This is a genomic window from Curtobacterium sp. MCLR17_058, assembly GCF_003234705.2.
Taxonomy (GTDB): domain Bacteria; phylum Actinomycetota; class Actinomycetes; order Actinomycetales; family Microbacteriaceae; genus Curtobacterium; species Curtobacterium flaccumfaciens.
In genome coordinates this window covers 935344-952536 of sequence record NZ_CP126262.1, presented here as the reverse complement: position 1 = coordinate 952536, position 17193 = coordinate 935344, and the positions used below count along the sequence as shown (strand labels likewise).

General features: G+C 72.9%; 12 protein-coding genes. 6 read left to right on the top strand and 6 right to left on the bottom strand.

The genetic code is table 11. The features are described 5' to 3' along the window. Window positions 1–156: 156 nt before the first annotated feature. A complete protein-coding gene (locus DEJ11_RS04590; RefSeq protein ID WP_111029540.1) occupies window positions 157–1266 on the bottom strand; it encodes a YlbL family protein in 1110 nt (369 codons plus the stop codon). A gap of 152 nt (window positions 1267–1418) precedes the next feature. Between DEJ11_RS04590 and DEJ11_RS04585 the strand changes: the two genes are divergently transcribed. Both DEJ11_RS04585 and DEJ11_RS04580 read left to right on the top strand, forming a co-directional pair. Continuing rightward, the gene (locus DEJ11_RS04585; protein WP_111029541.1) at window positions 1419–2837 is read left to right on the top strand and encodes a zinc-dependent metalloprotease; all 1419 of its coding nucleotides are present in this window, start codon (window positions 1419–1421) and stop codon (window positions 2835–2837) included. Window positions 2838–2897: 60 nt separating this feature from the next. Further along, on the top strand, window positions 2898–3755 hold the full coding sequence (locus tag DEJ11_RS04580) for a TOMM precursor leader peptide-binding protein (protein WP_111029542.1): 858 nt from the start codon (window positions 2898–2900) through the stop codon (window positions 3753–3755). On the opposite strand, the gene DEJ11_RS04575 is transcribed toward DEJ11_RS04580, so the two are convergent. Beyond that, complete coding sequence (locus tag DEJ11_RS04575; protein ID WP_181433046.1) at window positions 3646–5412, bottom strand: ATP-dependent helicase; 1767 nt, start codon at window positions 5410–5412, stop codon at window positions 3646–3648. The genes DEJ11_RS04580 and DEJ11_RS04575 overlap by 110 nt on opposite strands. After that, window positions 5409–6344, bottom strand: coding sequence for an NAD(+) diphosphatase (nudC, locus tag DEJ11_RS04570; RefSeq protein ID WP_071405456.1), 936 nt, complete (start codon window positions 6342–6344; stop codon window positions 5409–5411). The genes DEJ11_RS04575 and nudC overlap by 4 nt, the downstream gene beginning before the upstream one ends. A 116-nt stretch (window positions 6345–6460) precedes the next feature. Between nudC and DEJ11_RS04565 the strand changes: the two genes are divergently transcribed. Then, complete coding sequence (locus DEJ11_RS04565) at window positions 6461–7459, top strand: phosphotransferase (protein ID WP_111103138.1); 999 nt, start codon at window positions 6461–6463, stop codon at window positions 7457–7459. A 206-nt stretch (window positions 7460–7665) separates the two neighbouring features. On the opposite strand, the gene DEJ11_RS04560 is transcribed toward DEJ11_RS04565, so the two are convergent. Further along, window positions 7666–10947: an ATP-dependent DNA helicase gene (locus DEJ11_RS04560; RefSeq protein WP_258375331.1), complete on the bottom strand. Its 3282-nt coding sequence runs from the start codon at window positions 10945–10947 to the stop codon at window positions 7666–7668. After that, window positions 10944–14099, bottom strand: coding sequence for a UrvD/REP family ATP-dependent DNA helicase (locus DEJ11_RS04555; protein WP_181440799.1), 3156 nt, complete (start codon window positions 14097–14099; stop codon window positions 10944–10946). Before DEJ11_RS04555 ends, DEJ11_RS04560 begins: the two co-directional genes overlap by 4 nt. A 127-nt stretch (window positions 14100–14226) precedes the next feature. Between DEJ11_RS04555 and DEJ11_RS04550 the strand changes: the two genes are divergently transcribed. Both DEJ11_RS04550 and DEJ11_RS04545 read left to right on the top strand, forming a co-directional pair. Further along, the gene (locus DEJ11_RS04550; RefSeq protein WP_031259670.1) at window positions 14227–14451 is read left to right on the top strand and encodes a DUF3107 domain-containing protein; all 225 of its coding nucleotides are present in this window, start codon (window positions 14227–14229) and stop codon (window positions 14449–14451) included. Window positions 14452–14455: 4 nt separating this feature from the next. Next, entirely contained in the window at window positions 14456–14752 is a 297-nt protein-coding gene (locus DEJ11_RS04545; protein WP_111103141.1) for a hypothetical protein, read from the top strand. 42 nt (window positions 14753–14794) lie between these two features. On the opposite strand, the gene DEJ11_RS04540 is transcribed toward DEJ11_RS04545, so the two are convergent. After that, on the bottom strand, window positions 14795–15508 hold the full coding sequence (locus DEJ11_RS04540; RefSeq protein WP_258372448.1) for a ferritin-like fold-containing protein: 714 nt from the start codon (window positions 15506–15508) through the stop codon (window positions 14795–14797). Between the two features lie 159 nt (window positions 15509–15667). On the opposite strand from DEJ11_RS04540, the gene DEJ11_RS04535 reads away from it, so the two are divergent. Further along, a complete protein-coding gene (locus DEJ11_RS04535; RefSeq protein WP_111103142.1) occupies window positions 15668–17173 on the top strand; it encodes a DEAD/DEAH box helicase in 1506 nt (501 codons plus the stop codon). The last annotated feature ends 20 nt before the right edge of the window (window positions 17174–17193 follow it).

Genomic DNA, 17193 nt, shown 5'->3' with positions numbered 1-17193 from the left:
CCGCGGCGAACGCCGCCCCGAGGTGGACGAGGTTGTCGTCACTTGATGTGCTCCAGACGTGTCGGACCGGCGGGCCCGGCTCGCGGCGGGCCGTCAGTGACACTGATCCTATGGGACCGGACCGAGCGTGAACCTGTACGGGGGCTCAGGACCGGGTCAGGACCCGCAGCGAGCGAGCTTCGCGGTGCTCCCGCCGTCGGCGATCGTCTGCAGGTCGGTGACGGCCTGGTCGAGCGTGGAGACGCTGTAGACGTCGAGCCCGTCCGGCACGTGCCCGACGACCTCGTCGCAGTTGTCCGCGGGGGCGAGGAACACCGTGGCGCCCGCGTCCGCGGCACCGTAGAGCTTCTGCCGGATCCCGCCGATGGGGCCGACCTCGCCGGCCGCCGTGATCGTGCCGGTGCCCGCGACGTGCTTTCCGCCGTTCAGCTTGCCCGGCGTGATCTCGTCGATGATCCCGAGCGCGAACATCATGCCGGCGGACGGACCGCCGACGTCCTGCAGGCGGATCGACACCTTGAAGGGGAACTCGTAGCGCTCGGTGACGCCGACCCCGAGCAGCGCCGTGCCCTGCTCGCTGCGCGGCGTCACCCGGACGTCCTTCGTCGCGCCGTCCCGTTCGACGGTGACGGTCGCGGGGCTCGAGGTGCCGTGCTGCGCGACGGCTTCGCGCAGGCTCACCGCGTCGGCGTTGGTCGTGAGCGACTTGCCGTCGAACGCCGTGATGACGTCGCCCTTCTCGATCGTGCCGTCGGCCGCTGAGCCCTCCTGCACGGCGCTGACCTCGAGTTCCGTGGGCAGGTCGTTCCCCTGCTGGATGAGCGCGGCGGCGACGGCTGACTGCTGCGACGCCTGCATGTCGGCGGAGTCCTGCTCGTTCACCTGCTCGGTCGTGGTGCCGCTCGGGTAGATCGCCTCGACCGGGATCACCGCCTGCGACCTGGTGAAGATCGCGCGGATCACGCTGGTCCACGACGGGCGGTTCGTGGCGTCGCCCTGGATGCCGACGGTGAGCATGTCGAGGGCGCCGGCCGTCGGGTACGTCTCGTGGCCGGACACCTGGATGAGCTTGACGTCCTTCGCGTCCTTGCCCGTCCCCTGCTCCTGGGTGCCGATCGTGTTGTAGACCGGCCCGGGGACCTCGATGAGGTACGGGCTGGGCAGCAGGCTCGCCAGCAGTCCCAGCACGACCGCGCCGATCAGGAACGCCCACCCGACGGTCCGGGCACGCGAGCGACGACGGGGCGCGGGGGCGAAGAGGGTCACGCGGGGTCCTTCCGAGGTGGGCACCCGCGCCTGGAGGCAGGGTGGTCGCCCGCGTCTCGCGACGGGGCTGTTCGCCCTGGGCGCAGCGCTTCGGGCGTTCCCACGGGGGCATCCCAGGTGCGGCCCCGTGAGCAGCGATTAGCGTAGTCGGCATGCCTGATGAACCACAGCCGGGGCCGGACGACGACTTCCAGGAGATGCTGCGCAAGCTGCTCTCGGGCGAGGGGCAGATCGACCCGTCGCAGCTCGCCGGTGCCGCCGGTCTGCCGAACGACCCGGCATCCGTGGCGAACCTGATGAGCCAGCTCCAGCGTGCCGCGCAGTCCGGCGGTGACGGCATCGACTTCTCGGCCACCGCGGAACGCGCCAGCGCGATCGCTCGGGACGGCGGCCACCCCGTCGACCCGGCCACCTCGCAGGCGGCCGACCAGGCGTTCCAGGTCGCCGCGCTGTGGCTCGACGAGGTCACGACCGTCGCCGAGCTGACCGCGACCCCGAGTCTCTACACGCGTGAGCAGTGGGCCAAGGCGACCGTCCCGGTGTGGACGCAGATCGCCGAGCCGGTGGCCTTCAGCATCGCCGATGCCCTGACCGAGGCGATCGACCAGCGTGCTCCCGAGCAGCTCAAGGCGATGCTCGGCGACGTCTCGAAGGCGATGCGCGGCATCGGCGGGGCACTGTTCGCGATCCAGCTCGGCCAGGTCGTCGGGCAGCTGTCGAAGGAGGTCGTGTCCGGCGGTGACGTCGGCGTACCGCTCCTCGACGAGCAGGTCGCGGCACTCCTGCCCCAGAACGTCGCCGAGTTCGCCGAGGGCCTCGACGTCTCCGAGGACGAGGTCCGCATCTACCTCGCGGTCCGCGAACTCGCCCACGCCCGGCTCTTCCGGTCGGCACGGTGGCTCCGCCTGCACATCATCTCGTCCATCACGGACTACGCGCGGGGCATCCACATCCCCTTCGACCGCGTCGAGGAACTCGCGGCCGACATCGACCCGACCAACCAGGAGCAGCTGCGCGACGCACTCGCCTCGGGTGCCCTCATCCCGCCGCGGACCGCCGAGCAGGACGCCGCGCTCGCCCGACTCGAGACGATGCTCGCCCTGGTCGAGGGCTGGGTGGACACGGTCACCGCCGCGGCCACGGTCCGTCTCCCCAAGGCCGGAGCGATCGCCGAGATGGTGCGCCGTCGCCGTGCGGCCGGCGGCCCGGCCGAGTCGGCGTTCGCGACACTCGTCGGCCTCGAGCTGCGTCCGCGTCGTCTGCGTGAAGCTGCCGCGATGTGGCAGCGGGTGACCGACGAGCTCGGCGCCGAAGAGCGTGACGCCCTCTGGTCGCACTTCGACCTGGTGCCGACCTCGGACGACGTCGACGCACCCGACGCCCTCGTCGCACGGCTGCGGAACCCGTCCCAGACCGACGAGGACGACGCGTTCGACAAGGCCCTCGAGGACCTGCTGAACGACTCGACCGGTGCGCGTCCGCACGAGGACGAGTCCGGCCGCGTGGCCGACGACCCCGAGGGTGGAGCGGGCGACGAGCCCGGGAACGACACGGGCGACCAGCCCCGCTGAGTTCTCCACAGATCCCCCTGGTGACCCCACGCGTGCCGCGCACTCCGGCACCGTGGGGTCATGGGCATCCGCATCGATCCGACGCTCGAGTTCGTCTGGCGTGACCCCGCCACGGTCCAGCTCGGGGTCGATCCTCCACGCGCCGTCGTCGCGGTGCCCAGCACGGGGGAAGAACGGTTCCTCAACGGTCTGCGACGCGAGACCGGCCACGACGTGCTGGCAGGCCTGGCGGCCGCGTCGGGGTGCTCGCCGGAACGTGCTGCGGGTGTGCTCGGTGCCGCGTCGCCCGCGGTGGTCGAGGTCCTGCCCGAGCCGCTCGAACGCATCGAGGTGCACGGCACCGGTGTCCTCGCCGACGCCGTGGCGACGTTCCTGTCCGGCGAGGGCGTGACGGTCAGCCGCACCACCGCGCCCGCCGGAGGGCCGATCGTGCTGCCCGAGCCCGAACCACGCCTGGCCGTGGTGGTGGCCGACCACGTCGTCGACCCGGCGCTCCGCGCCGCGTGGACCCGCCGGGGTGTGCCGCACCTGGCGGTCGTCGTCGGCGACGGACGCGTCCGTCTCGGTCCGTTCGTCGTGCCGGGAGCCGGGCCGTGCCTCCAGTGTGCTGAGTACGCACGCGTCGACGACGACCCGGCCTGGCCGGCCATCGCCGCCCAGGTGTGGGGGCGGCACCCGACACCGCTGTCCCCGTGGCGGGCGGCGGCGGTGGCCGCCGCCACGACGCGGATGCTGCTGGAACGACTCCCGCTCCGGACGCAACGAGCCGACCCCGACCAGCTCGTCTTCGAGCGCGACGACCTGTCGGTCAGCCGTTCGCCGGTCCGGCCCCATCCGCGGTGCGCGTGCCGAGCGCTGCCAGGAACCGACTCGGAGCCCGGGCTCCCCCACGCGTGGAGCCCTGTTGCGACCACGTGATCGTGACGGAACGGCGGGCGCGTGTCAGCCCGACGTAGAACAGGCGTCGTTCCTCGTCCACCTCGGTGTCGGTCGACGCGTGCGAGATCGGCAGGAGCCCCTCGGCGGCGCCGGCGATGACCACGTGCGGCCACTCCAGACCCTTCGACGAGTGCAGCGTCGCGAGCGTGACGGCGTCGACCTCGGGCTCGTGGTGCGTCGCCGCACGGTCCACCAGGTCCTGGGTGAACTGCTGCATCGTCGTACCCGCGGGGGCGTCCTCGGCCAGGCCCATGATCGCCTGCAGCGCTTCCCACTGCTCGCGGACTGCGCCGGTGCCCTCCGGCGGCGTCTCCGTCCAGCCGCTGACCTGCAGCACCAGCCGGACCCGTCGGGTCAGCTCGTCGTCGGTCTGCCGGATCGCCTCGCCGCGCATGTGGTGGACGGCGAGCTTGACCTCCGGGCGGTTGAAGAACCGGGTCCCGCCCTGCACGCGGTAGGGGATGCCGTTCCGGCCGAGCGCGGACTCGAGCGCAGCGGACTGCGCTCCGACTCGGAAGAGCACGGCGCAGTCCCCGTAGGACGCTCCGGCCCCGACGAGCTCGGCGATGCGCCGGGCGATGGTCTGTGCCTCGTCGCCGTCGTGGACGCAGGCCAGCACGACCGGTTCCGGGCCCGGCTCCTGGCTCTGGGCCACCAGGTCGAGCGCGCCGGGCTGGCCGCGCATCAGCGTGTTCGCCGCGGACACGACCTCGCGGGTGGAGCGGTAGTTCCGCTCGAGGCGCAGGACCGACCCGCGCGGGAACTCCGACCCGAACCCGAGCAGGTAGTCGCTCGATGCGCCGGCGAACGAGTAGATGGTCTGACTGGCGTCACCGACGACGCACAGGTCGTCACGGCCGCCCAGCCAGGCCCGCAGCAGGTCGTGCTGCACGGGCGAGACGTCCTGGTACTCGTCGACGACGAAGAACCGGTACTGCTGCCGCACGTACGACGCCACGCGGGGCTCGGACTCGACCATGCCGAGGGTCGCCAGCAGGACGTCCTCGAAGTCCAGCTGCCGCCGGTCGTCCTTCAGTCGCTCGTACGCCTTCATCAGGTCGATGACCCGGCGCGGTGTGGTGTCCCGCGGCATCACCCGGTCGGCGGCGGCGGCCTCGTACTCGTCGAGCGAGAGCATCTGCACCTTGCGCCACTCGACCTCGGCGGCCAGGTCGCGGAGCACCGGGGTGTCGACGTTCATGCCGACCGTGTCCGCGGCGTGGGCGATCATCCGCCCCTTGGACTCGACGATCTTGGGGGCGTGCCCGCCGACGGTGTCCGGCCAGAAGTAGCTGAGCTGCGCCATCGCCGCGGCGTGGAAGGTGCGCGCCTGGACCGTCCCGGCCCCGAGCGCGCGCAGGCGCGACCGCAGTTCGCCTGCGGCACGGGTCGTGAAGGTCAGCGCGAGGACGTGGTTCGGCGCGTAGGTCCCGGTGGCGACGCCGTAGGCGATCCGGTGCGTGATCGCACGGGTCTTGCCCGTCCCGGCGCCGGCGAGCACGGCGACCGGACCGAGCAGGGTGCGGGCGACAGTCCGCTGCTCGGCGTCGAGCGCGGCGAGCAGTTCGTCGGGCGACGGCGGCCGGGGCTCGACTGCCCCGGCACCCGTTGCACCGCGCGGACCGGTGACGCTCACGGCAGGTCCAGCGGCCCGCCGTACCACTCCTCGATGATGGCGCGGGCGATCGAGGTGCGTCCCGGCAGCAGCAGGGTGTCGCCGGCGCGCTCGCGGATCTCGTCGCGCGAGAACCACCGGACGTCCAGGATCTCCACGCCGTCGGGGCGGGCGGTCGTCGGGTCACCGCCGGCTGCGCGGGCACGGAAGCCCACCATCAGCGACGCCGGGAACGGCCACGGCTGCGAGCCGAGGTACTCGGGCTCCTCGACACGGACGCCGGACTCCTCCCAGACCTCGCGGCGGACGGCGTCCTCGAGCGACTCCCCCGGCTCGACGAACCCGGCCAGCAGCGAGTACCGGTCGGCGTCCCACGCGGCGTTGGAACCGAGCAGGATCCGGTCGTCGGCGTCGACGACCCCGACGATGATCGCCGCGTCCGTGCGCGGGAAGAGGTCGTGCCCCTCGGGGTCGCGCCGGACCCATCCGCCGCTCACGACGGCAGTGGGTGAGCCGGTGCGCGGCGAGAAGCCGTGCACGGCGTGCCAGTTGGCCATCGCGACGGCTTCGACCGCCAGGCCCTGGTCGCGCGGCGAGAGCTCGGTGCCGAACATCCGGAGGCTCTGCCAGGCGTCGTCGTCGGGTTCGATGGCGGTGGCCGTCGCGCTGTCGATCAGGGCGGCGACGAAGCGGGTACCCGCCGGGGCATCGGCGGCGTCCGACACCGCACGGCCGAGGTACAGGGTCACGGTGTCGACCGGGATCTCCGTCGCGGTCACGAAGCGCAGGGTGCCGTCGGCGTTCCGGAGCATCTCGGCACCGCGCACCGGCAGGTACCGGGTGTGCTCGTCCTCGCGCAGGACACGCTCGACGTCGTCGGTCGTGCGGAACTCGGCGTCGCGGTCGAGTTCGTTGCGGGAGAGCGGGAGCCGGGCGGCGAACTCGACGGTCACGGCGGGAGAGCTCCTCGGATCGGGTGCGGACGTGCAGGAGACGTGCGGTGGGCGTGCGGGCCGCCGAACAGCGTGGCGTGCAGCCGTGCACGCGTCACGCGCCTACCCTGAGGGGCATGGCGGGATCCCAGTTCACTCTAGCCGCGTTGGCGACGACGGCCGTTCCAGGTCTCCTCGTCACGGGAACGCGCACGCTCGGCTCGGCCGCGGCCGGCGACTACGAGTCGGCGCTCCTCCGCGACGCCGACGGCACCGAGATCGTCATCCGCCGCCCCCGGAACCAGCGTGCCGAGGCGCGGCAGTCGGCCGACCTCGTCGCCATCCGCGCGCTGAGCGCCGGCATCCGCACACGCCTGCCGTTCGGCGTCGCCGAGTACCGCGGCCAGGCGCCGATCGGGTCGACGCGCGCCATCGTCACGACGCGGCTGGCCGGGGCTCACCCGACCCTCGCGTCGCTCGTCGAGCGCCCCGACCTCGCCACCAGCGTCGGCCGTGCCCTCGCCGCGATCCACCAGCTGCCGACGAGCTTCGTCTCCGACGCCGGCCTGCCGTCGCTCACGCCGTTCGAGGTGCTCCGCTCCGCCGTCTCGGTGATGGACCGCGCCGTGGCGACCAAGCTCGTCCCGGCCGCGCTCGTCGAACGCTGGGAGGGTGCCGCCCGCGACCAGCAGCTCTGGCAGTTCACGCCGACCGTCGTGCACGGTTCGCTCGGCACCGGCGCCCTGCTCGTCGACGGCGACGCGGTGACCGGGGTCCTCGACTGGGGCGAGCTGCGGCTCGGCGACCCGGCGAAGGACCTCGCCTGGGTGCTCGCCGGCCGCCGCGACGCCTTCGACACCGTCCTCAGCGTCTACGAGGCGAACGGCGGCGGACGCGACCGCCAGCTCGCACAGCGTGCACGCGTGCACCACGAACTCGAGACGGCGCACTGGCTGCTGCACGGCGTCCAGGCGAAGAGCACCGAGGTCGTCGACGACGCCGTCGCGATGATGCACCGCCTGGTCGACGCGGTGCACGCCCCGAGTGCGGAACCACTGCAGTCCGTGTCACCCGAGACGATGGAGATCGGCGAGGTGGAGCAGCTGTTGTCCTCCACCGAACGCCGCCACGGCTGACGCTTCGTGAGCAGGAATGGTCGGGTCGCTGCGGCGCACCCGACCATTCCTGCTCATCAACGTGCGGCAGGAGTCGTGGACGCGACCGCCTGGAGGCCCGGCGCGGGTCCGGCGGACCGGCACCGGGCCTCCAGGGCGGAGCGCGACACGGGCGGAGCGCGACACGGGCGCAGCGCGCGCGACGGGCGCAGCGCGCCCGCAGGACGTCAGCCGACGGCCTCGGACCACGCGCGCTCGAGTCCGGCGCGGTCGAGCAGCTCGGTCGGACGGACCTCCAAGTCGTCGGCGACGAAGTAGAACACCGCGTCGACCTGGTCGAGCGGTCGCCCGGTGAACTCGGCGTAGGCGACGCGGTACAACGCGAGCTGCAGGGTGCGGCGGGCCAGGTCGTCCACCCCCGACGGCGCCTTGCCCGTCTTCCAGTCGACGACCTCGGCGCGCCCGTCGATCTCGTACACGGCGTCGAGCTTGCAGACGACGCTGTGGCCGAGGAACGGGATGTGGATCTCGCGCTCGACCTCGACCGGCGTCAGCCCGGCCCACCGTGAACCGGCGAACGTCGCCTGGAAGTCCGCGAGGCGACGGGCGTCGTCGTCGGTGACCACGGCGTCCGGCGACGAATCGGCGAGGTCGTCGGCATCGAGGTCGAGCTCGCCGTCCCACACGTCGAGCGTCTCGAGCGCGCCGCCGCTCCGTGCCCGCTGTTCCACCCACTGGTGGAAGAGCGTGCCGAGCCGTGTGGCCCGGTACGGGCGCTCCGGCATCGGCCGGCGGAGCCGCTCGGCCACGGAGTCGGGTTCGGTCAGGTAGTCCTTGAAGCCCGACGCCGGGACCCGGTGCGGGACGGCGACCGCGTGCTTCGCGTTCCGGGTGGCGTGCCGTTCGGCGAGCAGCAGGTCGATGTCGGCGGCGAAGCGCCCCGCGGCACCGGGGTTCGCGTTCCGCACCCGCTCGGCGGCAGCCAGGACCCGCGGCGCACGCTGCCCGAACGGCACGTGCGGCCAGGTCTGGGTCGCGCCGCTCTCCCCCATCGGGTTCTCGTCGTGCACCGTCGTCTCCGGGATCGCCGCGCCGTCGATGACGCCGGCGTCCACCAGGTCGCGCAGGTATCGGCTCGGCTCGGTGGGTCGGACTCCGCCCGCCCAGAACGAGCCGGACACCAGCAGGTCGTGCTTGGCACGGGTCAGGGCGACGTAGGTCAGCCGGCGTTCCTCGTCCTCGTTGCGGGCCTTCACCTGTTCCTTGAAGGCGTCGATCGCCGTGGTGACGTCCTTCTGGGTCTCCTGCCCGCGCCATGCGAGTCGCGGCAGCTCGGCGGCGTCTCCACGGAACTCGTACGGCAGTCGGCCGAACCCGAGCCAACCCGACGAGCCCTCCTGCGGACGCGCCGGCAGGCCGCCCTCGACCATCCGGGGCACTGCGACGGCGTCCCACTCGAGCCCCTTGGACCCGTGGATCGTCAGGATCTGCACGGTGCCGGCCTCGGGCTCCTCGGACCGCGGGCCCATGTCGTCCCGTCGGGCTGCGGCGTCGATCCACCCGAGGAACGAACCGAGGTCGGCGCGGTCGTCGGTCGACACGAAACCGGCGAGCTCGTCGATGAAGGCGTCGAGGTACGCGCCGCTGCCCTGTTCGTGCGCGGCGACCTCGATGTCGAGCCGCATCTCCTGCACGACGAGCGTCACGAAGTCGACCAGGTCGCTCCCCGCACGTGACCGGAGCATCGCGAGCTGCCCGCCGAGCGCGCGCATCCGGCTGCGACCCGCGGGGGTGATGCCCTCGAGCGCGCCGTGCTCGTCGGGTGCGGTCGCGACGAAGTCCAGCGCGTCGACGATCGACCCGTGCTCCCCGGCAGCCACCGAGGCACGGAAGGCCGCGGTCAGGTCATCGTCGAGGCGCTGCTGGGTGTGGTCGCGCTGGAACAGCCACCGGGCGAGCTGGTGCAGGGCGACGATGTCCGCCGCCCCGACCCGCCACCGTGCACCCGCGAGCAGCCGGATCAGGTCGTTGCCGGCCGCCGGGTCGTGCAGGACGCGCAGGCACGCCACCAGGTCGACGATCTCCGGACGCTGGAGCAGTCCGCCCGTGCCGAGCACGTGGTACGGCACCCCACGGGAACCGAGCGCCGCCGTGAACGCCGCGAGGTCCTTCCGAGCCCGCAGCAGCAGCGCCATCGAGCCCGCCGGGTTCTGCCTGCGGTGGTCCTGGAACCACGCCGCGACCTCGTCGGCCTCTTCCGGCAGGGTCTCGGGGAACACCACCCGCACGGTGCCGGCGTCCGCACCCGGCCGGGGCGAGAGCCGTTCGACGTCGACCTCGGACGCCTCGGACAGCGGTGACACGATCGCGTTCGCCCCCGCGAGCACGTCCACCGGGTTCCGCCAGCTGGTCGACAGCGCGAAGGTGACGGGTTCGGCCACGCCGGGTTCGTCGCCGCCGAAGTCGTGCGGGAACCGGGCGAGGTTCGCGGCACTCGCACCGCGGAAACCGTAGATCGACTGGTGCGGGTCGCCGACCGCCATCACCGAGTGCCCGCGGAACAGCCGCGCGAGGAACCGGGTCTGCACCACCGAGGTGTCCTGGTACTCGTCGAGGAGCACCACGCCGTACCGGCTCCGCAGGTCCGTCACGACCCGCGGCGCCGACTCCGCCGCGGCGAGCGCGAGGGCGATCTGGTCGGAGAACTCCACGAACCCGCGGTCGACCTTCTGTCGTCGGAACTCGGCGACCAGGTCGGCCAGGGGTTCGAGGGCGCCGATCGCGGCGACCGCGTCGGTGATCGCCTTGTACGGCTTGCCGCGGTTGCCGGGGAGTTCGAGCAGCTCCGAGAACTCGATCGCGAACCGGCGCAGGTCCTCCGGCTCGACGAGGTGTTCCGAGGTGGCACCGGCGAGCGCGACCACGGCTGCGGTCAGGGTGTCGACGTCGCGGTCGAGTCCGGCGAGCCGGTCGTCGCGGGCGGCCACCACCACCCGACGGGCGAGCTGCCAGGCCGACGGTTCGGTCAGCACCTGGGACTCGCCGTCACGCCCGACGAGCAGGGCGTTCTCGCGGAAGACCGCGTTGGCGAAGGCGTTGTACGTCGAGACGGTGGGGGCCTCGAAGGCGTCACCGGGGGTGATCAACCCCACGTCCTCGAGCGCGCGGATGCGGTCGTTGATGCGGACGGACAGCTCGCCGGCGGCCTTGCGGGTGAAGGTCAGGCCGAGGACCTCGTCGGGGCGGACGAGTCCGTTGGCCAGCAGCCAGACGACGCGCGAGGCCATCGTCTCGGTCTTCCCGCTGCCGGCACCGGCGACGACCAGCGCCGGCACGAGCGGTGACTCGATGACGGCGCGCTGTTGGGCGGTGGGACGGGGGCGGCCGAGGGCGTCGGCGATGGCGTCGGCGCCGTGCTGGATGACGGGCGGAGCAACAGCAGTCGTGTCGGCAGCAGTAGCCGTGCCGGTCGTGTCCGCCGTGTCGGTCGTGTCCGCCGTGTCGCTCACCAGGTCACCTCCGCCACCACGTGGATCCGGCACTCGACCCCGGTCCGGGCCTTCTCGCAGTGGTCGTCCACGTTCGCCACGAACGTGCGTCCGGCCATGCCCCGCGCCACCCCGTGCAACCGCTCGCGGTAGGCCTCGCGCGCCTCGGCGTCGAACGCGTGCTGGGTCCGCTCGGAGTACGCCTGTCCGCCGCGGGGGTTCTGGACGAAGACCAGCCGGGCGTCGGTCATCGGCGACCCCGCCGGCACGCCCTCGACCGCGCCGTCCTCGACTGCGAGTTGGTAGGCGCCGAGCTGCGGGTGTTCCGGCATGTCGTTCTTCTCGCTGGGCATCGAACGGCCGGTCTTCAGGTCGACGACGCTCACCCGCCCCTCGGGGTCGACCTCGATGCGGTCGATGCTCCCCCGGATCCGGGCGGGCCCGGTCACGAGCGCGAACGAGGTCTCGGCGCCGAGCAGTCGACGGCCGGCGCTGGCGAAGGTGCGGAGGTAGTCGCTCAGCCCCTCGATCATCCGCCGGGTCCGGGCACGTTCGCGGTCGGCGACCCAGGGCGACTCGAACGTGAGCTCGTCCCACCGCGCCTCGACCCGCTCCCACAGCGACTCGACGTCGATCTCGGTGGCGTGCTCCATCGCTTCGTGCACGATCGTGCCGATGCCCATCGCCGGGCTCGGGGCACCGCCGCCGAAGGTCTGCGCGAACCAGTGCACCGGGCACTCCTCGAAGGTGCCGATCCGCGACGGCGACACGGATACTGCCGGGGCGACGGGCTCGCCGCCCTCGGCTTCGGGCGCGGGCTCGGCGTCGAGGTCCACCAGGGGGTCGTCCGTGGTCGGCTCGGCGAGCCCGTACCACTCGTCCGGGTCCGCCCCGGGGACCTCGGCCTCGGCCAGGCGGGCCAGCGCGGACGCGGCCTCGTGGTCGCCGGAGCCCACCACGCGGCGGCGCAGCGACCCGGCGAGCCCACGCAGGGACAGCGGGTGGACGGTCGGCTGACGGTCCGGCGGCACCGGGACGAGCCGGACGAAGGGTGACGGCGACTCGTCGTCGTTCGCGACCGTGCCGATGACGACCTGGGTGGTGGCGCGCGAGACGGCCCGGGCGAACAGCCGGAGTTCGTCGGCGACCACGGCGGCACGGTCGTCGATGGGCGAACGCTCGACCCCGGCGGCAGCGCGGACCAGTCCGTCCGGGTCGAGCAGACTGCCGCGCACCCGGGTGTTCGGCCAGACGCCGTCCTGCAGACCGAGCACCACGACCACGTCGCACTCGAGCCCGATCGTCGCCGACGGCGTCAGCACCCGCACCCGGCCGGCGGTCCGGTCGGGGCCGATCGAGTCCTCAGGCAGGTCGGCGCCGAGCAGGTCGTCGACGAAGACCCGCGCGGGGGCGTCCGGCGTGCGCTCGACGAAGCGCTTGGCCGCGGTGAACAGGCCGACGACGGCGTCCAGGTGCCGGTCGGCTTCCCCGGCGCCGACCCCACCGGCGGCGGACTGGGCGCCCCATGACTTCGCGAGACCGCTGCGTTCCCAGAGGCCCCAGAGGATCTCCTCGATGCTCGATCCCGCCTGGGCGTCGGCACGCGCCTGCACCAGGCTCCGGGCCAGCCGGGTCGCTCGTCGTGCGAACCCGGCGTCCACCGTCGCCAGGCGCTCCGGTGCGCCCAGGGCATCGACGAGCAGTTCGTCGGCGGTGCGGCTGCCGTCGCCCGCGAGTTCCTCACGCCGCAGGGCGAGCCGGAGCCGACGCATCGCCAGGGTGTCGAGGCCACCCAGGGGTCCGGTGGCGAACGCGGTGGCCAGGGCGGCGTCGAGCGGCAGGACGTCGAGCGCCACCGCGGCCGCGTCGAGCAGCGCCCGCGCCGCCGAGTCGTCGCGCGGACGGACGGGCGCGGCACCGGCGGTCGCCGGGACCTCGGCCACGGAGAGCGCCCGGACGAGTTCGGGGATGGCAGCACCGCTGCGGGTGACCACGGCCATCCGGTGCCACGGCACACCGTCGAGCAGGCGGTGTTCGCGCAGTCGACGGGCGATCGCCACGACGAGCGCGGACCGGCTGGCGGCTTCGAGGTGCACGACGGCGTCGGGCCGCGCATCCTGGTCGCCCGCCGACGCGCTGCGCTGCCGACCGGCCGCCGCGGTGCCGATGCGACCCGTGACGCCGGTGACCAGGGCACGGATCGGGGCGGGGTGCCGGTGCACGGCGCCGAGGAACAGCTCGTCGACGCGGTCCACCCCGAGTCGCACGGCCAGCCGACCGAGCACGTCCGGTTCGGCGCCGCGGAACGCCGAGGCGGCGATGTCCGGATCCCCGAAGGCGACGACCTGCACGCCGGAGCGCGCGAGTGCCCCGAGCAGCGCGATCTCACCCTCCACCAGTTCCTGCGTGTCGTCGACCACGACCAGGCGCAGGGCGGCGATGCTCGCGGGGAGCTCGTGCCGCAGCACCGCGGCGGTGGCGTACGCCACGAGTTCGCCGGAGTCGAGTCCGGTCGGTCGGAACGCGGTGACCGATGCCCGGTAGTCGTCCACGAAGTCCCCGACGGCCCGCCACTCGGGCCGTCCGAGCTCGTCGCCGAGTTCCCGCATGTCGTCGGGCTCGACGCCGGCGGCCACCGCACGCATCATGACGTCGCGCAGGGCGGTACGGAACCCCGCTCGCTCCCGGACGACGGCGGTGATCGGGTCGGGCCAGGTCGGTCCGGCTCCGTCGAGTTCGTGGCCGGCGAGCAGGTCGGCGATGATCCGGTCCTGCTCCCCGCCGGTCAGCAGCGTCGGGGGTTCCTGTCCCTGCACCGACGCCGCGTGGGTGACGATCTGGAACGCCAGCGAGTTCACGGTGCGGGCGAGTGCACCCGGCACGACCCGGTCGACCGCCCGAGCGAGCCGGTCGCGCAGCGCCGTCGCGGCCGTCCGCGCCGAGGTCAGGGCGAGCACCGTCGCGTGGCCGTCGGGGGTGATCGCGTCGGGTCGGGTCAGCCGGTCGGCGACGAGCCGCGCGAGCGTGGTCGTCTTGCCGCTGCCCGGCGCACCGATCACCGCGGCGTGACGGCCGTCCGGCAACGCGAGCACCGCGGCCTGCGAGGGGTCGTCGACCAGTGCGCGCGCGAACCCGGTGTCCTCGGGAGCGGGCATCAGCGTGGTCTGCGGCACGCTCGTACGGTACCCAGGACCGCCGACAGCACCGCTGCTGACGCGCGGGGCACCGGTCGTCACGCCGTCGAGTGCGCCCGCGGCGAACGCCCGATGCCGCACGGGACCGCTCGGATACGCTGTGCTCGTGGACATCAAGATCGGCATCATCAACAGCCCCCGCGAGATCGCCTTCGAGACCGCCCAGACCGCGGACGAGGTCGAGAAGGCCGTGTCCGAGGCGCTCACCGCCAAGTCGACGCACCTGTCGCTGCAGGACGACAAGGGCCGTCGCTTCATCGTCCCCGTCTCGGCCCTGGCGTACGTCGAGGTCGGCGCGGAAGAGGCACGGCGCATCGGCTTCGTCGCCTGACGACGTGGAACTGCTCTTCGCCGTCCTCGGCGGCGTCATCATCGGTGCGGTCGCGCACGTGATCCTGCCGTGGCGGTCGAACCGTGGCGTGCTCGTCGGCCCATCGGTCGGCGGCATCGCCGCAGCAGTGCTCTGGGAAGCGCTGACCTGGGCCGGGTGGCGGTACGACGGCACCTGGATCTGGGTCGTGGCCCTCGTGGGGTCCGGCGTGGTCGTCCTCGTCGTCGAGTGGCTCCTCGGCACCCAGCGCGACAAGCGCGACGCCGAGTACTACGAGCAGCTCAAGACGCGCGGCGCCTGACGCTCGAGCAACTCAGACGCGCGGCGCCTGACGCTCGACCGCTCAGGCCGTCAGCCCGAGCGCGTCCATCCGTCGGGTGTGCGCGGCGATGAGTTCGGTCCAGACCGGCTCGAGCCGCTCCTGGTCCTCGCGGGCGTGCGACGCCAGCGCCGACCGGGCGACGAGCAGGGTGTCGCCCACCAGACGGCGTCCCCACATCGCCAGACGCGAACCGATCTGCGGGTCGTCCTCGATGTGAGCCGTCAGCTCCTCGACGACCGCCGCTTCCTCGCGCGCGTCGAACACCGACCGCAGCCGCTGCCGCACGTCGAGCGGCAGCGAGCGGAGCAGGTTGCCGAACAGGTCGTTCAGGATGCCGGCGGTCACGTAGCCGGTCAGCATCGACTCGTACCAGTCGGCACCGCTCGTCCGTTCGAGGAACAGGTCGATCGCCTCGCGGTGCGGGGCCATCAGCGCCGCCGGGTCCCCGCCAGTGCGCTCGATCTCGGCCACGATCGTGCGGTGCCGCTCGAGCGCCGTGGTCGCGAGGACCCCGGTGACCAGACGGCCGGAGAGCGTCGGGGCCGAAGCACCGGCTCGTCCCATCGTCTCGTAGACGGAGAGCTGCAGGTACGCGGCCTGCCCGAGGTAGACGTCGAGCTCCGGGGTGACGTCGTCGAGCGCGAGGCGCTTGACCTGTGCGGCTCCGCGCGGGTTCCGCGACGCGAGCCATGCTGCAGCGAGCTGCGCCGCGCGCTTCCGGTTCCACCACGACACCACCCGACCAGCATAGAGGGCGCGCCCCGTGGGACCCGCCGGTCGCCCCGCTCGGCGCCCGGACCGGACCGCCCGACTCCCCGGAGCGCCCCGGAGCGCCCCGGACCACGCGCCCGTCGGTAGACTGGCCCGGACTTCCACCAGAACTAAGGTGATTCTTTGACTTTCTCAGACCTCAACATCGACCAGGACATCGTCGATGCACTGGCCGGCAAGGGCATCATCGAGCCCTTCCCGATCCAGGAACAGACCATCCCGCTCGGCCTGACCGGCCAGGACATCATCGGCCAGGCCAAGACGGGTACCGGCAAGACGCTCGGTTTCGGCCTGCCGCTGATCCAGCGACTCGGTGCCGACCCGGCGCACGGCGTGAAGGCGCTCGTCGTCGTCCCGACCCGTGAACTCGCGGTCCAGGTCACCGAGGACCTCGAACTCGCGGCCTCGAACCGTCCGACCACGGTCGTCTCGATCTACGGCGGCAAGGCCTACGAGGGCCAGGTGGAGCAGCTCAAGGCCGGTGCCCAGATCGTCGTCGGCACGCCCGGGCGACTGATCGACCTGCAGCGGCAGCGTCTGCTCGACCTCTCCCACGTGCAAGAGGTCGTGCTCGACGAGGCCGACCGCATGCTCGACCTCGGGTTCCTGTCCGACATCGAGCGCATCTTCCAGGCCGTCCCCGAGGTGCGGCACACGATGCTGTTCTCGGCGACGATGCCCGCGCCGATCGTCGCGCTCGCCCGCCGGTTCATGAGCCGTCCGGTGCACATCCGGGCGACCGACCCGGACGAGGGCCTCATGCAGGCCAACATCAAGCACCTCATCTACCGTGCGCACTCCCTGGACAAGGACGAGGTCATCGCCCGCATCCTCCAGGCCGAGGGCCGCGGCAAGACCGTGATCTTCACCCGCACCAAGCGTGCCGCGGCGAAGCTCGTCGAGGAGCTGAAGGACCGCGGGTTCAACGCCGCAGCGGTGCACGGCGACCTCAACCAGGAGCAGCGCGAGCGCGCGATGGCGGCGTTCAAGGCCGGCAAGCGCGACGTGCTCATCGCCACCGACGTCGCCGCCCGCGGCATCGACGTGGACGACGTCACGCACGTGATCAACCACACGATCCCGGACGACCCGGACACGTACCTGCACCGCGCCGGCCGCACCGGCCGCGCCGGCAAGACCGGCATCGCGGTCACGTTCGTCGACTGGGACGACCTGCACAAGTGGACGCTGATCGACAAGGCGCTCGAGTTCGGCATCCCCGAGCCCGTCGAGACCTACTCGTCGTCGCCCCACCTGTTCGAGGAACTCGACATCCCCCAGGGCACCAAGGGCCGTCTGCCCGGCTCGTCGTCGCACGCTGCTTCTGCCGGCGCGCCCGTTGAGAAGCGCAGCAGCGACCGCCCGGCCTCGGGTTCGCGTGACGCGTCGCGTTCGCGGTCGCGCAGCCGCACCCGGTCTGGAGGCTCGGAGCAGTCCGCCCCGCAGGCTCCGGCCACCGAATCGGTCGCCCCCACCACCGCGGCGGGCACCGAGGACGGCTCGGCCGTCGAAGGTGGTTCCACCGACGGCGCCGCGAAGCGCCGTCGCCGTCGCCGCCGTCGCGGAGCCGGCACCGGCGATGCCTCGGCGACCGCCTCGGCACCGCAGGGCACGTCGGACGGCGAGTAGCGCCTCCAGACCGAAGGGCC

Excerpts from the sequence above, each read along its gene's own strand:
- DEJ11_RS04585 (WP_111029541.1), top strand. The coding sequence starts at position 1,419 with ATGCCTGATGAACCACAGCCGGGGCCGGACGACGACTTCCAGGAGATG.
- DEJ11_RS04580 (WP_111029542.1), top strand. The coding sequence starts at position 2,898 with ATGGGCATCCGCATCGATCCGACGCTCGAGTTCGTCTGGCGTGACCCC.
- DEJ11_RS04565 (WP_111103138.1), top strand. The coding sequence starts at position 6,461 with ATGGCGGGATCCCAGTTCACTCTAGCCGCGTTGGCGACGACGGCCGTT.